This window comes from Prosthecobacter sp. GW821-HT29F12, assembly GCF_058803405.1.
Genome location: NZ_CM179517.1, coordinates 4,139,669 through 4,157,433 on the forward strand (window position 1 = coordinate 4,139,669; position 17,765 = coordinate 4,157,433).

Genomic DNA, 17,765 nt, shown 5'->3' on the forward strand with positions numbered 1-17,765 from the left:
AAACGGGCGGGCTGTCGCCACACCCGCTCTAAACTCTACCTCCCCGTCAGCCGCTTCCACAGACCCCGTGCGCCATCAGGAGTCGTGTTTTGTTGCGGCATCTGGGCTGGCTGCCGAGGCGCTGGGCCCGCCGAAGAGCGACGCTCGCCCCCCTGACGTCCACCACCACCCTGGCCTCCCTGACCACCTGAGCCGCTTGGGCGACCACCACCAAATCCACTAGGACGGCCTCCGCCTTGTCCACCACCGCCGCCACCCGGGCGACCACCACCACCCTGCGGGCGGCGTTGTTGCGATGAGCGCTGTTCCCGGCGCTCCGGCCGTTCATCGATAAAGGGCTGGGGTGCAGCATTGTAATCGAAACCTTCCGCTTTTTTGCGGACGAGGCCACGATTGATAAATCGCTCCAATTTGCGCACATCGGGCAGTTCATCCGGGGAGACGAAGCTGATCGCATCGCCAATGGCCTGCGCACGGCCCGTGCGGCCGATTCGGTGTACATAATCTTCCACGATGTGCGGGAAGTCGAAATTCACCACGTGCGAGATGCCATCCACATCAATGCCACGCGCGGCGATGTCGGTGGCCACGAGCACGCGCACCGTGCCGGTCTTGAAATCATCCAGCGCACGCAGGCGCTGGTTCTGAGAGCGGTTGGCATGCAGCGTGGCGCACTTCACGCCGGTTGATTCCAGCTTTTTGGCGATCTTGTCCGCGCCATGCTTCGTGCGGCTGAAGACCAGCACCATCTGCATTTTTTCATCCTTCAGCAGGTGCGAGAGCAGCGGCATTTTGAGATGCTTGTGCACCTCATAAACCAGCTGGGTCACCGTCTCCGCCGGATTCGCACGCTTGCCGATCTGCACGATCTTCGGTGCACGCTGAAACTCATGCGTCAGCGTTTCGATCTCCTTCGACAGCGTCGCGGAAAACATCAGCGTCTGCCGCTTCTTCGGCAGTTGATTGATCACACGGCGGATGTCCGGCAGGAAGCCCATGTCCAGCATGCGGTCGGCCTCATCCAGCACAAGGTATTCGAGCTGCGAAAAATCCGCGCAGCGCTGCTCCATCAAATCAAGCAACCGGCCTGGGCAGGCGATGACGATGTCACTTCCGGCACGGAGCGCGTCCTTCTGCGGCTTTTCGCCGACACCACCATAAATTTTGGCGATCTTCAGCGGCAGATGTCGGGCGTAGGCCAGCACGTTCTCCTCGATCTGCGCCACGAGTTCACGCGTGGGTGCCAGCACCAGCACACGCGTGCGGCGGCGCTGTCCCTGGGGAACGGGATTCGAAGTCAGACGAGTCAGGATCGGCAGGGTGAAAGCCGCCGTCTTGCCGGTGCCGGTCTGCGCGATGCCGATCACATCTCCACCTTGGATGACCACCGGAATGGCCGCAGCCTGGATGGGGGTGGGTTCCGTGTAACCGGCTTCTTCGATGGCAGTGAGGATGTTCGGGTCGAGGCCGAGAGCTTTGAAAGACATGTGCCCCTTCCTTAGCCGCCGATAGGCCTATTAGCAATGACACGTTTCTGCGCGCCATCCCAGGCCCTCAGAGCTTCGCCGCATCCGCCGCCCGCCACAGATACCACGCCGCCAGGGTCCGATGTGGCTGCCAGCGTTCCGCCAGAGCACGGAATTCCTTCGGCTTCGGCATTTCATCGAGCTTCTTCGCCACCCTCCAGCCATTGCGCACCCCGAAGTCATCGCTGGGAAACACATCCGGCCTGCCGAGGGTGAAAATGAGCAGCATCTCTACCGTCCAGCGCCCCACCCCGCGCACCGCGACAAGCCTTTCGATCAATTCCTCGTCATCGAGTTTCAGCGCCGCCGCACGTTTGGGAATCTGTCCGCTGATCGTCTTCGCGGCGATGTCACGAATGGCGAGCATCTTCCCCGTGGAAAACCCACAGCCGCGCAGCGCCTCATCCGAGGCATCCATCACCTGTTCAGGCTTTGGGAAGCGCACCTGTAGAAACAAAGCCTTGAACCGTCGCAGGATCGCCTCCGCCGCGTTTGCATGCAGTTGCTGATGCGCCACCGCGCTGACCAGCGCCTCATACGGCGAACGTTTTTGCGGCACCAGCAGGCATGGGCCATGGGCCTTGATCAGACGGCGCATCACCGGGCAGCGCTTGGACAGGTGGGCTTCGGCTTCAGAATGCATGGCCGGACACGATTGCGATATCGAAACAATTGCAACATTGATTCAAGACACGAAATCGGGTTTCATTCGTATCTCCCGCAGTCTCGACATCCTCAGACGCCATGGCAAAACTCACTTTTGTACTCGATGACGGCCAGGAAATCGTGGTCCCCCTGGCGGATCATATGACCGTCGGGCGCTGGGAAGACAACGACGTAGTCGTCGATGACGAGCGCATCTCAAAACACCATGCCGAACTGGTTCACAACGCGGACGGCACCATCCAGTTGTTTGATTCCAATTCCACCGCAGGCACCTTCGTCAATGGCGAGCGCATCCGCAGCCGCACCATCCTGCATGGCGACCAGCTGGCCTTCGGTCCGCTCACTGCCGTGCTCGATCTCTCCGGTCATTCAGTCAACGGCAGCGCCACCGCCCCTGCTCCAGCAGGAGATGAAACCCAGGCGGTAACCATCGACCAGCCGGTCAAAGCCGGCAAAATCGCGACCCGCAAACGCAACCGAGGCGGCAAACAGGACTCTACCGCGCTCAAGCGGACCGAACTTCAAGCGACAACCGCTCGGCTTGAACCCGAAAAAGCACGTCTCGAATCCGAATTAAGTACTGTGCAGAAAGAACTGCGTGAATGGCAGGCCCGCTCAGCAGCAGAGCATGCCGCTCACCTTGCCCGCATGGCATCTCTACGCGCGGAAGAGGAACGCCTGGCCCCCATCAAGACAGCGGTTCATGTTGCCGAGGCAGCGCATGCAGAGTGGCTCCAGTCCATCCAAACCCTGACCACCCGGCACGAGGAGCAAACCACCGCCTTGCAGCGCCTAACCGCCCAGCATGAGCAGAAAGCCGCCGATCTGCAGCGTCTCAATCAGGACGAAGCTGCGCTCAAGCATGAACTCGAGGCACTCGCCACCCACCGGGATCAAGCGCTGGCCCACCTCCAGCAAATCCGCGCTGAAAGCGTACGTGACGAAACCGTTCTCCACACTCTGCGCCGCCAGATCGCCGAGCTCGAAGCTCGCGGCAGAGAGACCCGGGAAATCGCCGAGGTCCGTGCCGACCAGTTGAAAGCTGCCGAAAAGAAGCTCGAGGAGCTTGCCCATCAGCGCGCCCAAATCGAGGCACACATCCATGAGCTCATCGGCACCGAGGAAAAACTCCTGCAGGCCCGCACCCAGTGCCATGAAGCTGAGACACAGCATGCCACTCTCACTACGGCCATTGCAGCCCTTAAACTGGATCATCAGCGCTCCACAGCTGCAGTCAGCGATCTCGAATCCCGCATTGTCACGCTGCGGGAATCCCACCAGCAGGCCACCACGGCGGCTGGCGAAGCTCTCGCCTCACGCAAGCAAGCCGAGGAGTCCCTTCAAAGCATTCATAATGAAATCGCTGCACGTGAGAGAGACCTCACCGCCCGCAGCACCGAACTGGCCGCCGAAACGCAGAGGCTGGAGCAAGCTCAAGCCCGCCGCGCCGAACTCGAACAGCAGTGCCTGACACTCGCAGAAACCACGCAAAAACTCACAGGCACCCAGGCTCAACTCGCCGCCGAGCAAGCCCGCCTTGCAGAGGTTAAAGTCACCTCCGCAGCCTTTGAAGCAAAGATCACAGAGCAAAAATCCGTCATCAAGGCACTCTCAGGGGATGAAAGTGCCGCAAAGGGCCGCATCGAAGTCCTGCACGCCCGCGAGAATGATCTGCGGGCCGAGCTCACACAGCTTGGCTCTGCCGAGCGCAGCCACCGCACTCGTTTCGAGGAAGTCCGCCAGCTGGCCGCCGAGGCGGAAAAAGAACACGCCGCGCAGCAGCAGCAACTCACTTCCAGCCTCGAAGCCGCCCGTGGCGAACTCGCGGATCTCCTGTCCCGCCTCCAGCCTTTGCGTGACTGGCAGGAGGCCATGGATCAACTCTATGCCCGTCTTGCCACGCTGCCGCAGGATTCCGCCGAAGCACGGGACCTCTGGCATGAAATCGAAAGGGAGAAGGCTGGGCTCCACGAACTCATCACCACCGCACGCACCCAGGCGCATGCATGCACACCTGAACCGCCTCGTGGTACGAATGCCATCATCAAACCTGTGACAGCCGAAGTCCCCATCAGAGCCCGCACCAGCAGCACGGTGGCGCCCGGCACCACACAGGAAACCACCCTGCGCTCGCGCCTCAGCCATCTGCGTGAAAGCGTTCAGCGCGAAGAGTCCCGCCTCGAACAACTTCGCGTTGAGCGCACACGCCACGAATCACCGCAGCGCGGCAATCTCTCGGCTGAAGCCATGATGCGTGAGCAGAGCCGCCACCTGGAGGCTAAAATCCGGCAGGAGCAGGAGCGTCATCACGCCCTGCTGCACAACATCGAAATCTCCCAGGCCGAAGAGGAAAAGCGGCGTGAACGTCTGGGCGAACTGGAACGCAGGCTCGCCGAATTGCGTGCCGACATCGCCGAGGCAGAACGCCAGCGCAGCGAACTCCGCCAGCAGGCTGATCTCGCCCACACCGAGCTCAAAAATTTTGAGGCGGCCATCGATCGCATGACCAAAAAAACGGCGGATTGAGGCACTAATCCTGCATTCATTTTGCCTTGGATACAAATGCCCGATTGATTCCGCGCAATTCATCGACTTTGCTGCGCCGCTTAAACGTAGAATCCCACATGGCCAAACTCACTTTCGTTCTCGAAGACGGACAAGAAGTGGTGGTTCCCCTCAAGGAACACATCACCCTCGGACGTGACGAGGACAATGACATTGTGGTCGATGACGAGGGCATCTCACCTCGCCACGCTGAAATCGTGCAAAACGCTGACGGCAGCCTGCAGGTTTTCGATCTGAAATCCTCCACAGGCACTTTCGTCAATGGGGAGCGCCAGCTCAGCTGCACCCTGCTCCATGGTGACACCATCGCCTTTGGCCCGCTCGTTGGCACGCTCGATCTTGAACATCCGGCCACAAGCCCGTCCATCGTAGAAACACCCGTCGCTCCTGCTGTTTCCAAGCCTGCCCCTCCGGCTCCCGTTCCTGAACCTGATGCACCCGCTTCAGAAACGCCAGTTCCAGAAGCTCCCGAACCTGCCCCTCCCTCGCCTCCACCCGCCCCGGTGCTTCCCGACAACGCCCTTGTGGAAGCCGTGGCCCATTTGGAAGCGGAGAAATCACGGCTCAAATCCGAGGTTGCCGCCGCTGAAAAAGAGCTGCGCGACTGGCAGCAGCGCGCTGAAAAGGAACGCGCCCTGCATCTCGCCCGCGTGGAATCATTGCAGGCGGAGGAAGAAAAACTCGCGCCCGCGAAAGCCGCCGTTCAGCAGGCTGAAGCCGCCCATCGCGAGTGGCTTGAGACCATTAGCGCCCTCACCAGCCAGCACGCAGACAAAACTGCCGCCCTCGAGCGTCTCAATGCCCAGCATTACGAGAAGTCCACCGAGGTCCAGCGGCTAACCGCCACAGCAGCCGAAGCTCAGCAGCAGATTGAAGATCTCGCGGCTCAAAAAGACGAGGCCGAGGCCCGCCTCAAACAGGTGCGTGATGAGTGCGAACAGGACGAGTCATTGTTAAACTCCCTCCGTCAGCAGATCATTGAACATGAAAAGCGCATCGTGGAAGAGGAGGCCAAACACGCCTCGCTCAACGCCGCCAGCACAGCGCTCATTGTCAAACATCAGCGTGAAGAGGCCGCCGTCAAAGATCTCGAAGCACTTCTCATGTCCTTGGAGCAGAAAGGCGCAGCCGCCGAAGGCTCACTGGAACGCCTGCAGGAGGACCTGGCCTCATGTGAAAAGAAGCTGGCCATCCGAACGGCCGAACTCGCCGCCTGTGAAAAAAGCATCGCAGCAAGCGCTGCCGAACTTGCCGCCGAAACCAAACGCATTGCAGATGCCCGGGCACAGCGCGCCGAATTGGAACAGCTCAATCAGGATCTCGCAGCCACGAAACAACAGCTTGTCGATGCCAGACAACGCCTCGCTGCTGTCGAGCAGCGCTACCGCGACGCACAGTCCAACAGTTCTCAGGGCGGATCGCAAATGGCCCCTCCCAGACGCAACTCCTCCCACGAGGAAGACCCCAAATCCGCCGCGCCCACGAACGGCCAGCACGCGGAGCTTCCCGGCCAGATTGAAGCCGCCCGCCGCGAACTTGCCGAACTGCAGGCCAAGGTAGCATCCCTGCGTCATCCGCCAGCGGGAGCGGAAGCCGAATCCGCACAGGACACATCCAGCATCTCTCCTCCCGTCATTGTTCAAGTCGAGACCATCAAGCTCGCCCCCATTCCCATCAAGTCCGAACGCACCCGTGGCCCCGGCACGAAAGCAACTGCCGGGGCCGGCAAAAGTCGGTAATCGTCGCCAATCTCCGCCTCAGGCCAAAATCATGGCATTCCAGCGGCGCATAGATCTGACCGCAGGTGGCAGCTTCCAACGGATCGGCATGCTGTCTCAGCAGCAAAGAACCAAGCGCTTGATTGAAAAACAAGCGCTGGCATCCGGTTCCAAAAAGAAATAAACCGGAGCATAGCACCCTACATCCGAACCTCAGGTCAGCTGATTTTAAGAATGCGCACCCAGGTCATCATTCTTCTGTCGCTGGCCGCCCTGACAAACCTCCTGGAAGCGGCCACTCGTCCGCACCGCTCCAACATCATCCAGTCACGTCTCCGCCTGCTGCCCCGGCTCAATTTCCATCGGTCTGGTATGGCCGGAGATCAGGAGGATGTTCAGTCGATGGCCGCCTCCGCTGGCATGGGATGGTATGAAAAACTCAGCCAGATTCTCTCCATGCAGCTCCGCACGAGTTCCATGTTCTCAGTGACAAACAACGTCTTCAACACCCAGGAGGATGCGCAGTCGGACACGCAGTACGCCCAGTTTGCCGGCATCTCCATCGAAGCGGACTTCGGTGAACACTGGACGCTGTCCAACAGCTTTGATGAATCGTGGTTCTACTACGGCAGGGCAGACAATGCCGTGGAGGATTTCACCTCCAGCACCTTTCAGCAGATGCTCAGCTATGACCGCACCTTCTTCGATAAGAAGCTGGACATGAATCTGCCCCTGAGCTGGGAGTTTTCACGCCTGTTCAACCGCGCAACCGGAGCACGCACGCTGGACTCTTACACCTATAGGGCAGCAGCGGAGTTTTCCTGGCTCTGCCGGCCATGGTTCACTCCCTCCTGGAGCTATGAGTACTTCTATCAGAACAACGGCAGCCCCACCGATTTCGTGCCCAACAGGCACAAGCACAATTTCAACCTGGGCGTAACCTTTGTGCCTTTCAAAGGACACAGGCTTTACCTCACACCCTCGGTGCAGTACTCCATCGAACAGTTCATCCATGTCGTCCGCACCGACACCCTTTGGCCCCCCACCATGACCGTGACCTGGCAGCCGCTGAAACACCTCGCCTTGGACGTGATCGGCAGTTACACCAAGTCCTCCTCCACCCAGGAGGATTCCAGTTATAGGGTCTGCTCCGGCACCGTCTATGCGCGGCTGTTTTTTGACTGGTAGCCCAGGCATGAATGGCACTCAGTTAAGACAAGTTGCCGTCGGTCCGTGCCTCCAGTCACTCGGCGCTTTAATGCAAGAACACCTGTCTCTTCCCCCACTCCACCCGCGCCCACACCAGCCCTGAAAGGGCTGCGTAATATAGCCCAGGGATGCCGAGCCTTGGCGAGTGCTTCCCTGGGTCAGCACGCACCGACCGGGAAGCAAACCCAACGCCTTCGCCACATACAACGCCCACCAGCAGCGTCTGCAAAGAGCTCCGCCGCGCGGTCAGCGTGCCGCCAGCTCCAAAACTCACGATCAACGCCTTTGCCTGCGCGCCCTTCAAGCCACGTGCTTCTTCAAAAACTCAACCAGCCCCTGCGCCACCTTTGTCACCTGCTTGGCCGTGCGTTCATCCTTGAGCCCGCCCTTTTCATCAAAGGCTTCATAGGCCTTGGACACAGCCACCTGATCTGGCAGAACAATGACGCCGATGTTGCCCAGAATCGCACGCAGATGCACCAGCCCCCTCAATCCGCCTAGCGCACCTGGCGAGGCACTGATCAAAGCAGCCGTTTTGCCACGATAGGCCGCAAGCGCGGGCTCGTCATCCGTCTCACCACGGGAAACCCAGTCCAGGGTGTTCTTCAGCACGGCGGTGATGGAACTGTTGTACTCCGGTGAAGAAATCAGCAGGGCATCGTGTGCAAGAAAGATAGCCTTCAACTTTTTCGCGTTCTCAGGCAGCCCCTGCTGCTCTTCCAGATCTCCGTCAAACAATGGCAGCGGGTAGTCGCGCAGATCCACCAGCGTCACTTCGGCCCCGGCGGCACGTGCAGCCTCCGCCGCAAAACGCACAAGCTGCTTGTTATACGACGCGCTGCGGGTGCTGCCCGCAAAGGCGAGAATTTTGGGAGTGCTCATGCCCATGGATACCTAAGCCTGCCAAAACCGCCAGCCAAGAGTGAGCATTCCGCATTGTCAGACCCCTTATTCGTGTGGAGGTTGTATTAGAATGAAGATTGATGCCCTCGCCCGTCTCGAACGCTATGCCAAGCGCATCGCGGAAATCGCCGCCGTGCTCGGCAAGTATGGTCTGGCGGATTTGTTTGGCGGCTTCAAATACGCCTGGCTGCAGGATCGCCTCAAAAGCGCTGATGGCCAGTCGATTACCATCGGCGTGACGCAGGCAGCGCGTGTGCGCATGGCCCTCACGGAGCTGGGCACCACCTTCATCAAGCTCGGCCAGATGCTCAGCACTCGCGCCGACCTGCTCGGCCCTGAACTCACCGAGGAGCTCTCCCAGCTGCAAGCCAACGTGCCACCGGACCCCTCCTCCGTGGCCCGTGCGACGATTGAAGCCGAACTCGGCCTGCCGATCGAGCAGCTCTTTGCCAGCTTTGAAGACACCCCTCTCGCCGCCGCCTCCGTCGCCCAGGTCCACGCCGCCCGGCTTCACACCGGTCATAGCGTCGTCGTCAAAGTGCGCCGTGCAGGCGTGGCCGAACAGGCCGCCACGGATGTCGAGATCGTGCAGGCGCTCGCCGAACTCCTGGAACAGCATTCGCCCGCCCTGCGCTCCTACCAGCCGCTGGCTGTCGTGCGCCAGTTCCGCCGCACCCTTCTGCGCGAGCTCGATCTCACCTATGAGCGGCAGAATCAGGAGGAATTTGCCCGCAACTTCGCCGACGACCCGACCGTCTGCATCCCCGAGCTCTTCAACGAACTCTGCTCTCATCAAGTTGTCACCATGCAGCGCCTGGAGGGCATCATCGGCACCGACATCGAAGCGCTGCAACAGTCCGGCGTCGATCTCGGCGAGTTCGCCAAACGCGGCGCAAACATGTATCTCGAAATGGTCTTCCGCGACGGCTTCTACCACGCCGATCCTCATCCCGGAAATCTCATCCTGCTCCCCGGCAACATCGTCGGTGTCATCGACTGCGGCATGGTCGGCCGCATCGATGAAGATCTGCGCGATGAAGTCGAGGCCCTGCTCCTCGGCATCGTCGAAAACGATTCCGAACTCGTGGCCGAGCAAGTATTGCGCCTGGGCGCAGTGCCGGCCGATTGTTCACGCGAAAAGCTGCGTGCTGATTTGCAGGAGTTCATGGCCGATTACACCGGCCATCCGCTCAATGAGATCCACGTCGGCGCGGCCTTGAGCAGCCTCGTCGAAATCATCCGCAGTCACCACATCGTGCTGCCTCCGTCACTCGCCATGCTGCTGAAGACCCTCATCGTGCTGGAAGGCACCTCGCGCCGCTTCAGTCCGGACGTGAGCCTGGCCGAGCTGATGCAGCCCTACTGCACGCGCCTCATGTTGCGCCGGTTCTCGCCCGGCCGCATCGCCAAACGCGCCCGGCGCTCCTTCCGCGTGTGGAATCGTCTCCTCACCGCACTGCCTCGCGACATCACCGACATGCTCGCCCGTTTCCGCGACGGCTCATTCACGGTGCACATCGATCACCGCCACCTCGACCCAATCGTCAATCGCCTCGTCCTCGGCATCCTCACCGCCGCGATCTTTCTCGGCTCCAGTGAGCTCTGGAGCCGCCAGGCCGCCCCGTTGGTCTACGATGTTTCCATCTTCGGCGCTCTGGGTTATGCGGTCTCTCTCTTCTTCGGCTGGCGGCTCATGCGCGCCATCAAGAAATCAGGGAACATTCAGTCGAAGGATTGACTTCCCTTGCATGACTGAATCTGCACGAATTATGACCGATTCTTAAACGCTTGACCTCTTGACCAGCCCTCCCTTCCCACCGTAAACCTTTCGCCGACCCCAACCATCCTTCCATTCATGTATTTCCTCGGCATCGACAGCGGCACGCAGAGCACTAAGGCCATCGTACTCGACCTCGACTCGGGCAAAATCCTGGCCACCGGCCACAGCTCCTATGAATTGATTGAGGGCCTGCCGCCAGGCCATCTTGAGCAGGACCCGCAGTCATGGCTGGATGCAATGGATGCCTCCGTGCAGCAGTGCCTCGAACAACTCGGCAAGGACAAGGCCAAAATCGCCGGCATCGGCGTCAGCGGCCAGCAGCACGGCCTCGTGGCTCTCGGCGCAGACGACAAACCCGTCCGCCATGCCAAGCTCTGGTGCGATACCTCCACCCAGGCCCAGTGTGCGGAGATCGCCCATCATTTCGGCGGCCAGCCCGGCGTCATCGCCGTCGCGGGCAATGCCATGCTGCCCGGCTACACCATTCCCAAGCTGCTCTGGCTGAAGCAAAACGAGCCCGAGAACTTCGCCAAGACGAAAACCATTCTGCTCCCTCACGATTACATCAACTTCTGGCTCAGCGGCGTGAAGCGCATGGAATACGGCGACGCCTCCGGCATGGGCATCCTCAATGTGAACACCCGCGAGTGGGCCTACGAAATCTGCGATTACATTGATCCCAGCGTGCGTGCCATGCTGCCTCCGCTCGGTTCTTCCAAATCCGTGCACGGCACCATCCGCAAAGACCTCGCCGTCAAATGGGGCCTGAACTTCGATGTAATCATCAGCGCCGGCGGCGGTGACAACATGATGGGAGCCATCGGCACCGGCAACATCAAGCCCGGCGTCGTCACTGCAAGCTTTGGCACCAGCGGCACACTCTACGGCGTGGCCGGCTCTCCCGTGGTCGATGGCCAGGGTGAAGTCGCCGCGTTCTGTGACAGCACCGATCAATGGCTGCCGCTTGTCTGCACCATGAACGTCACCGTCGTCACCGAACAGGTGCGCGAGATGTTCCGCTGGGATTTGCGCCAGCTCGAAGCCGCCGTGAAAACCGCTCCCGTCGGTGCGGACGGCGTGATGTTCCTGCCCTACCTCAATGGCGAACGCACCCCGAACCTGCCAAACGGCACAGGTGTTATCCACGGCCTCCGCCCCACCAACATGGCCCCGGCCAATCTCGCGCGCGCTGCCGTGGAAGGTGCCACGCTCGGTCTTGCCTACGGTTTGAAACGCTTCCGTGATCTCGGCATGAACCCGACCGAAATTCGCCTCACCGGCGGCGGCAGCAAGAGCAGCGTCTGGCGTCAGATCGCCGCCGACTGCTTCAATGCCGAAGTCGTCACGCTCAGCACCAGCGAAGGTGCCGCACTCGGCGGAGCCATCCAGGCCGCCTATGCCCACGCCAATCAGGGCGGCACTGAACGCGTGAGCTACGAGCAGCTCTGCGCCCGGCTTGTCACGCTCGACGAATCCACCCGCTGCAAACCCAATGCCGAAAATGCCGCGCTCTATGCCGCTCAATTGGAACGGCAGATGGAACTCACCGGCCGTCTCAATCAAACCGGCTGGCTCTGAACCCTCATGAAACCAACCGTTCGCACCCACCCCAACGCCGTCGTCATCGAACTCGAAGGCGATGCCGATCTGGCGACCGTGCCCGAATTCCAAAAAGTCGTGCGCGAGCAGATGAAGGCCGGCGTCAAACGCCTCATCATCGACTTCACCAAGGTGACCTTCGTCAACACCCCCGTCTGGGCTGTCGTGGTTGAATACTTTCAACACGCCAGCGGCGCGGGCACGGAATTTGCGCTCGCGGGTATTCAGGGCCGCGTGGATGCCTCGTTCAAAATCGTGCGTCTCGGCGACTTCATCACCCATCTGCCCACGGTTGAAGCAGCTTTGAATGCCCCCGACCTGACCAGCAAACGTTAGTCCTTTCAGCTCCGCCCATGACCGAAGCATTCCGCCAATACTTCGAACTGTGCGGAAGCCTGCTCTACTGGCTCTTCGTCGCTCCCTTTCGCGGCAGAGGCTGGCGCATCGGCCACACCTTTGCTCAAATCGTGCGCATCGGAGTTCATGCCGTGCCCATGTCGGCACTCACCGCTCTGACCATCGGCGTCGTGCTCGCCATGCAGTCCGCAGCCCAGCTCGCGAAGCTCGGTGCCACCGCCTTTGTCCCCGGCCTCGTCTCCTCCAGCCTCATTCGTGAACTCGCACCGCTGGTCACCGCAGTCATCGTCATCGGCCGCAGCGGTTCCTCCGTCACGGCAGAGCTCGGCACCATGAAAGTCTCGGAAGAAATCGAAGCCCTCGAAGTCATGGCGATTCCCCCCATGTCATGGCTCATCGTCCCGCGCTTTCTCGCCATGGTCATCATGCTGCCACTTCTCACCGTGTTCAGCATCTACGTCGGCCTCGCCGGTGGCTGGCTCATCGGCCATTTCTCCCTGCACATGTCCACCGCCTTCTTCGTCACTCACGCGCTGCAGCATGTCGCGTTGAGTGACATCGGCATCGGCCTCCTCAAAAGCGGTGTCTTCGGCGTGCTCATCGTCACTATCGCCTGCAGCATCGGCTTGAATGTCTCCGGCGGTGCCGAAGGCGTCGGCCTCGCCACCACCCGCTCCGTCGTTGTCTCCTTGCTCAGCGTCTTCATCGCCAACGCCCTGCTCACCGCCCTGTTCTTCTTCTGATGCCTGACTCGCACACCTCTCAGTTAAAGCGGTGTTCCATTCATTTTTGGAACTTGTCGCTGAGTCGCGTCAAGCCGCCGACCCTCTCACGGACTCCGTTGGCCTTCCACCCACGGCTCACCACTGAGCAAGACCATCGCCTCTATTGGCCCTCCGCTCACCTCACTCCACCAGCCCCAAAGGGGCTGCGGAACATAGCCCAGGGTCAGCCGAGCCTCAGCGAGGCGACCCTGGGTATGGCCGTCCCATCCGGAAAGCAAACCCAGCACTCCGCCACATCTCTCGCCCACCAGCAGCGTCTGCATGGAGCCCCGCCGCGCATTCGCTCCGCAATCACACAGCGCTCCAATATTCTCCCAACCCCTCCGCTAATCGCCGTTAACTAAACGTCATTCATGACAGACTCCTCACCAGACCAGCCCACCCGCGAACCGATCATCGAGGTCGATTCGCTCGTGCGCCATTTTGGATCCCAGAAAGTCCTGAACGGCGTGAGCTTCAAGGTCTATGAAGGCGACACCTTCGTCATCATGGGCGGCAGCGGCTGCGGCAAAAGCACCCTGCTCCGCCACCTCATCGGCACCGAAAAACCCAGCTCCGGCAGCATCAAGATTTTCGGCCAGGAGATCACCACCATGAATGAGGATGCCATGCGCAAGCTGCGCGGCCGCTACGGCATGCTCTTTCAATCCGGCGCCTTGCTGCAATCCCTCACCGTCGCGGAAAACGTGGCCCTCCCCTTGAATGAGCACACTCAGCTCGACACCGGCCTGATCGACACCGTTGTCAAAATGAAACTCGAGCAGGTCGGCCTCACCGGCCACGGCCACAAAAAACCTTCCGAGATCAGCGGCGGCATGAAGAAGCGCGCAGCACTTGCCCGCGCTCTCGCCTTGGATCCGCCTCTCGTCTTCAGCGACGAACCCACCGCCGGACTCGATCCCATCATGACCGCCGTGGTCGATGAACTCACGCAGCGCCTCACCCAAAAGATCGGCGCCACCGTTGTGGTCGTCACGCATGACATGAACAGCGTCTTCCGCATCGGCACACGCATCATCATGCTCGGCACCGGCCCGAATCAGGGCAGGATCATCGCCGCCGGCACGCCCGCAGAAATCCGCGCGCATCCCCACCCCGCCGTCCAGCAGTTCATCAACGGTGATCCGCAGGGCGATGGCAGCGACGACTCCGGCGAAGTGCTTTACCGCGAAACACTTCTGGGCCTCAACGAAACCGGCACGTATTCACGCTCAGCCATTCATTCCTCCAAGCCATGAAAAACAAGCAAGATGCCACCGTGGCGACCCTGGTCATTCTCTGCTCCCTGATGCTGCTCGGCGCGCTCATCTTCGCCATCTCAGGCGATCCCTGGCGCAAACCGTATCTGCGCTTCTCCGTGGATTTTGCCGACATCACCGGCATCCACCGCAATACCAGCGTGCTCTTCGCCGGAGACCACATCGGTGTGGTTGATCGCATCGAGCACCTCGCGCCCGCAGATCGCATCCTTGAGAGCAACACCGTCCGCGTCCACATCGAGGTCTTCTCTCCCGCCCCCATCCCCTCCAGGCTGAAGGTCATCATCAGTGCGGAGTCGGTGCTCGGCGAAAAACACATCGCGCTCATCCGCCTCGATGACGAAGACGGCCTCCTGGCTGATGGCGCGCGGCTCACCTCCACCAGCCTCGGCAGCCTGCTGGAAATGATGATCCCCGGCGGGGATGCCATCTTCGCCAACATCCGTGACATCACCGCCGATCTCAAAAAGATCACCGATCCTCTCGGCAAAGGCGATGCCTCCAAAAAAATCACTGACTCCCTGGCCAACATCGAGGCCTTCACCCAAGAGCTGAAAATCACCTTCACCGGCGACGGCAAAACACCCGGCTTCGGTCAAAAGATCAATGCCGTGGCCGACAAGCTCGAAGACACCGCCACGGGCATTCAGGAACTCGTCAAAGGGCCCAAGGGCGCTGCAGACAAAGGCCTCGCCCCTCGTGCAGACGCCATCCTCGCCAATCTCGAAAGTTTTTCCAAAGAGCTCAATCAGACCTTTGCAGGCACGGACGGCAAGCCCGGCCTGAAAGCACGCGTCGAAGAAATTACCACCGATCTCCACCGCCTGCTCGCGGGGAGTGGCACGGCCTCAAACCCCGGCTTGGAAAAGCACCTCGACACCACCATGCGCAAAATCAACACGCTGATGGAAGAGATGAACGCCCTCGTCATCTGGGGTGAGTACATCACCGGCACCCTCGCCGGAAAACCCAGTCGCCTGATCTTTGGCAGCAAAGCCAATGACGTCCCCACCAAGGAGCAGCTCATCGAGCACATGCGCCGCACCCATGATCCCTACCCCGTGCGTATCAAAGAACTCGAATCTGGAGCCAAACCTGCCGCCAGCACTCCCATGCCCCCTGAAAGCGCCACTCCCGAAGAAAAGAAAAAGGGCCTCCTCGAACTCTTCAAACGCCGTGAGTAATCCACAGCCCATCACTTCCCGCCAAAACGTCCTGCTCGACGTCGCACGCCGCCTGAGCAGCACTCAAAATCTCGTCGAACTCGCCAGACACATCCTGCAGCGCTCGCGTGAGGTCATGGACTGCGAGGTATGTTCCGTCCTCCTGCCTGATGGCCCCAGCGAGGACCTCCGCATCTACTCCACGCTTGATCCCATCAACGCGATGCATGTGCGCGTCCCCAAAGGTAAAGGCATTGCGGGCGATGTCTTTTTGACCCAAAAAGTCGTCAACATTGAGGACGCGCTCAACGATCCGCGTCACTTTCGCCCAGTCTCCGATCAGTCCGACCTCGTCACCCGTGCGATGGTCACGATTCCCCTTCTCGATGGGGATCGTTCCCTCGGCGTGATGCAGGCGATCAATCCAAACAATGGTGCATCCTTCACCCCGCAGGATGTGGAGATATTCGAAACCTTTGGCAGCCTCATCGCTGTCACACTCATCCGCCTCGAATCGCAAAAGAAAGCCATTCAGGAAGCCGAAAATCGTCAGCAGCTTTCTCTCGCCACGGAAATCCAAAACTCCTTCCTTCCCGCGCCCCAGGTGCGCCTGGGCGACGTGGCGGTCGAGACCTTCTACGAGCCCGCCAGCGAAGTTGGCGGCGACTTCTACTTCTGGCACCAGATCGACGATGGTAAAATCCTCCTCGGCGTCGGTGATGTCTGCGGCAAGGGCTTGCCCGCAGCTCTCGACATGGCACGCGGCACCACGCTCATCGCTTCCACCGCGCATCTCTGCGTCTCCATGAATCTCGCCGAATGGATGACGACATTGAACAAACGCCTTTGTGGCGTGATGAAAGCAGGCCGCTTCATCGCCATCAATGCCCTGCTCGTTTGTCCAAAGACACGGCGTGTCTGGCTCTGCTGCGCAGGCCTGCCCGGTGCGCAGGTGTTTGACGGCAAGGCTTGGAAGGAAGTCCCCGCCCCCGGCAATGCGCCGCTCGGCATTTCATGCGCCGCGCGCTATGCGGAGATGTCGCTCCCCTTCAGCACCGGCCGCCAGTGGATGCTCTACACCGACGGCATTCTCGAAGTACAGAACAGCGCCGGCGAATACTTCGAAGACAAAGCCTTCGCCGCCGCCATGCAGCACACCCATGGCGGCGAGGGCTTCTTAAATCACCTCGTCGAGCAATGGCACACTTTCGCCGACGACTCCAGCTATCAGGATGACGCCACCGTCCTGACGATTACAGATCACACGCCACCAGCACCGCAAGAAATCGCTCTCACCTGCCATCCCGACACGCTGCGCCTCGTGCGTGAGTTCATCGAGACATGGTCCGCCTACCATGGCCTGAATGATGAATTCACCGGCCTCCTCGTTCTCGGCTGTGACGAAGTGATGAGCAACATCTGCAAATACGCCTACTGCTCCACCAGCACCGAGCGTGCCGCCACCTGCCGCATGGAATCAGGCCCGGACTCCGTTCGCATCCTCATTGAGCATTACGGCGCAGGCATCACCAACGAGGACTTTCAGAAGCTCGTCGCTCCTCCCTCGATCGAATGCCGCATCGGCGGCCTTGGCCTTCATGTCATCAGCGAGATTTTCGATCGCGTCGATTTCCGCCGCGAAGAAGGCCGGTCGGTGATTGAGTTGGTCAAGTCCATTTAAGGATTTAAATCTAGGAGTATTCGTATTGACACCTTCCGGGTGATTTGGATAAAACGGCGGCTTAATTCCACCAAATCACATGGAAACGCCCACCAAAATCAAGCTGTTCGCAGCCATTGCAATCATCGCCGGCCCCTTCCTCACTTACAATGGCCATCAGGAGAAAGAGCGCCTTGCCAAACTGGAAAAGGAAGGCGTCACGGTGGACGGCATCATTGAAGGAGGAGAGTGGCGCAAAGGAAAGCACAGCAACTACCAGTTTGATGTTTCCTACACCCCGCAAAACGGCGCCCCTGTAAAACAGACCTTCAAAGTCACCTCCAACTATTTCTCCGCCCATGCCAGTGATACCGCTGTCACGGATCCGATGGCCAAGGTGCGTTACCTCCCTTCCTCGATTCAGGACAGCGCCATTCTTGTCGGCGGTTCCACGGACTTCACGGCGGGTTTTAACCTGGGCATTGGTGCCTTCGTTGGCGGCTTGCTCACCATGGGCATCATGTTTGTGGGCAAGTGGTAGCCTGGCCCTGCCAGACTGAGCCACTCAACCACGG

The 17,765-nt window shown here is 60.2% G+C and carries 15 protein-coding genes; 12 read left to right on the plus strand and 3 right to left on the minus strand.

Translation table 11 applies throughout. The features are described 5' to 3' along the window. Window positions 1-35: 35 nt before the first annotated feature. Together AC3RLQ_RS16920 and AC3RLQ_RS16925 are read right to left on the minus strand one after the other, a co-directional pair. Complete coding sequence (locus tag AC3RLQ_RS16920) at window positions 36-1,487, minus strand: DEAD/DEAH box helicase (RefSeq protein WP_493029858.1); 1,452 nt, start codon at window positions 1,485-1,487, stop codon at window positions 36-38. A 67-nt stretch (window positions 1,488-1,554) separates the two neighbouring features. After that, a complete protein-coding gene (locus AC3RLQ_RS16925) occupies window positions 1,555-2,169 on the minus strand; it encodes a DNA-3-methyladenine glycosylase family protein (RefSeq protein WP_493029859.1) in 615 nt (204 codons plus the stop codon). A 101-nt stretch (window positions 2,170-2,270) separates the two neighbouring features. Between AC3RLQ_RS16925 and AC3RLQ_RS16930 the strand changes: the two genes are divergently transcribed. From AC3RLQ_RS16930 to AC3RLQ_RS16945, 4 genes are all read left to right on the plus strand, one after another. Further along, window positions 2,271-4,718, plus strand: coding sequence for an FHA domain-containing protein (locus AC3RLQ_RS16930; RefSeq protein WP_493029860.1), 2,448 nt, complete (start codon window positions 2,271-2,273; stop codon window positions 4,716-4,718). Window positions 4,719-4,816: 98 nt separating this feature from the next. Beyond that, complete coding sequence (locus AC3RLQ_RS16935) at window positions 4,817-6,496, plus strand: FHA domain-containing protein (protein ID WP_493029861.1); 1,680 nt, start codon at window positions 4,817-4,819, stop codon at window positions 6,494-6,496. Between the two features lie 31 nt (window positions 6,497-6,527). Then, window positions 6,528-6,659 (plus strand): hypothetical protein, encoded by a 132-nt coding sequence (locus AC3RLQ_RS16940; protein WP_493029862.1) that lies wholly within the window; start codon window positions 6,528-6,530, stop codon window positions 6,657-6,659. Between the two features lie 50 nt (window positions 6,660-6,709). Continuing rightward, window positions 6,710-7,663, plus strand: coding sequence for a hypothetical protein (locus AC3RLQ_RS16945; protein ID WP_493029863.1), 954 nt, complete (start codon window positions 6,710-6,712; stop codon window positions 7,661-7,663). A gap of 321 nt (window positions 7,664-7,984) precedes the next feature. On the opposite strand, the gene AC3RLQ_RS16950 is transcribed toward AC3RLQ_RS16945, so the two are convergent. Then, window positions 7,985-8,566 carry an NADPH-dependent FMN reductase gene (locus AC3RLQ_RS16950; protein WP_493029864.1) on the minus strand — a complete coding sequence of 194 codons (582 nt, stop codon included), beginning with the start codon at window positions 8,564-8,566 and terminating at the stop codon, window positions 7,985-7,987. Window positions 8,567-8,657: 91 nt separating this feature from the next. Here AC3RLQ_RS16950 and AC3RLQ_RS16955 point away from each other — a divergent pair, with 91 nt between their 5' ends. From AC3RLQ_RS16955 to AC3RLQ_RS16990, 8 genes are all read left to right on the plus strand, one after another. Next, window positions 8,658-10,325, plus strand: a complete 1,668-nt coding sequence (locus AC3RLQ_RS16955) for an ABC1 kinase family protein (RefSeq protein WP_493029865.1) — start codon at window positions 8,658-8,660, stop codon at window positions 10,323-10,325. Window positions 10,326-10,442: 117 nt separating this feature from the next. Continuing rightward, window positions 10,443-11,945, plus strand: a complete 1,503-nt coding sequence (gene xylB, locus AC3RLQ_RS16960; protein ID WP_493029866.1) for a xylulokinase — start codon at window positions 10,443-10,445, stop codon at window positions 11,943-11,945. Between the two features lie 6 nt (window positions 11,946-11,951). Next, a complete protein-coding gene (locus AC3RLQ_RS16965; RefSeq protein ID WP_422323325.1) occupies window positions 11,952-12,302 on the plus strand; it encodes an STAS domain-containing protein in 351 nt (116 codons plus the stop codon). A gap of 17 nt (window positions 12,303-12,319) precedes the next feature. After that, complete coding sequence (locus tag AC3RLQ_RS16970) at window positions 12,320-13,066, plus strand: MlaE family ABC transporter permease (RefSeq protein WP_422323323.1); 747 nt, start codon at window positions 12,320-12,322, stop codon at window positions 13,064-13,066. Between the two features lie 395 nt (window positions 13,067-13,461). Beyond that, complete coding sequence (locus AC3RLQ_RS16975) at window positions 13,462-14,346, plus strand: ABC transporter ATP-binding protein (protein WP_493029867.1); 885 nt, start codon at window positions 13,462-13,464, stop codon at window positions 14,344-14,346. Next, window positions 14,343-15,551, plus strand: a complete 1,209-nt coding sequence (locus tag AC3RLQ_RS16980; RefSeq protein ID WP_493029868.1) for an MlaD family protein — start codon at window positions 14,343-14,345, stop codon at window positions 15,549-15,551. The genes AC3RLQ_RS16975 and AC3RLQ_RS16980 overlap by 4 nt, the downstream gene beginning before the upstream one ends. Beyond that, window positions 15,544-17,211, plus strand: coding sequence for a SpoIIE family protein phosphatase (locus AC3RLQ_RS16985; RefSeq protein WP_493029869.1), 1,668 nt, complete (start codon window positions 15,544-15,546; stop codon window positions 17,209-17,211). The genes AC3RLQ_RS16980 and AC3RLQ_RS16985 overlap by 8 nt, the downstream gene beginning before the upstream one ends. A 79-nt stretch (window positions 17,212-17,290) precedes the next feature. Continuing rightward, window positions 17,291-17,731, plus strand: coding sequence for a DUF3592 domain-containing protein (locus AC3RLQ_RS16990; protein ID WP_493029870.1), 441 nt, complete (start codon window positions 17,291-17,293; stop codon window positions 17,729-17,731). The last annotated feature ends 34 nt before the right edge of the window (window positions 17,732-17,765 follow it).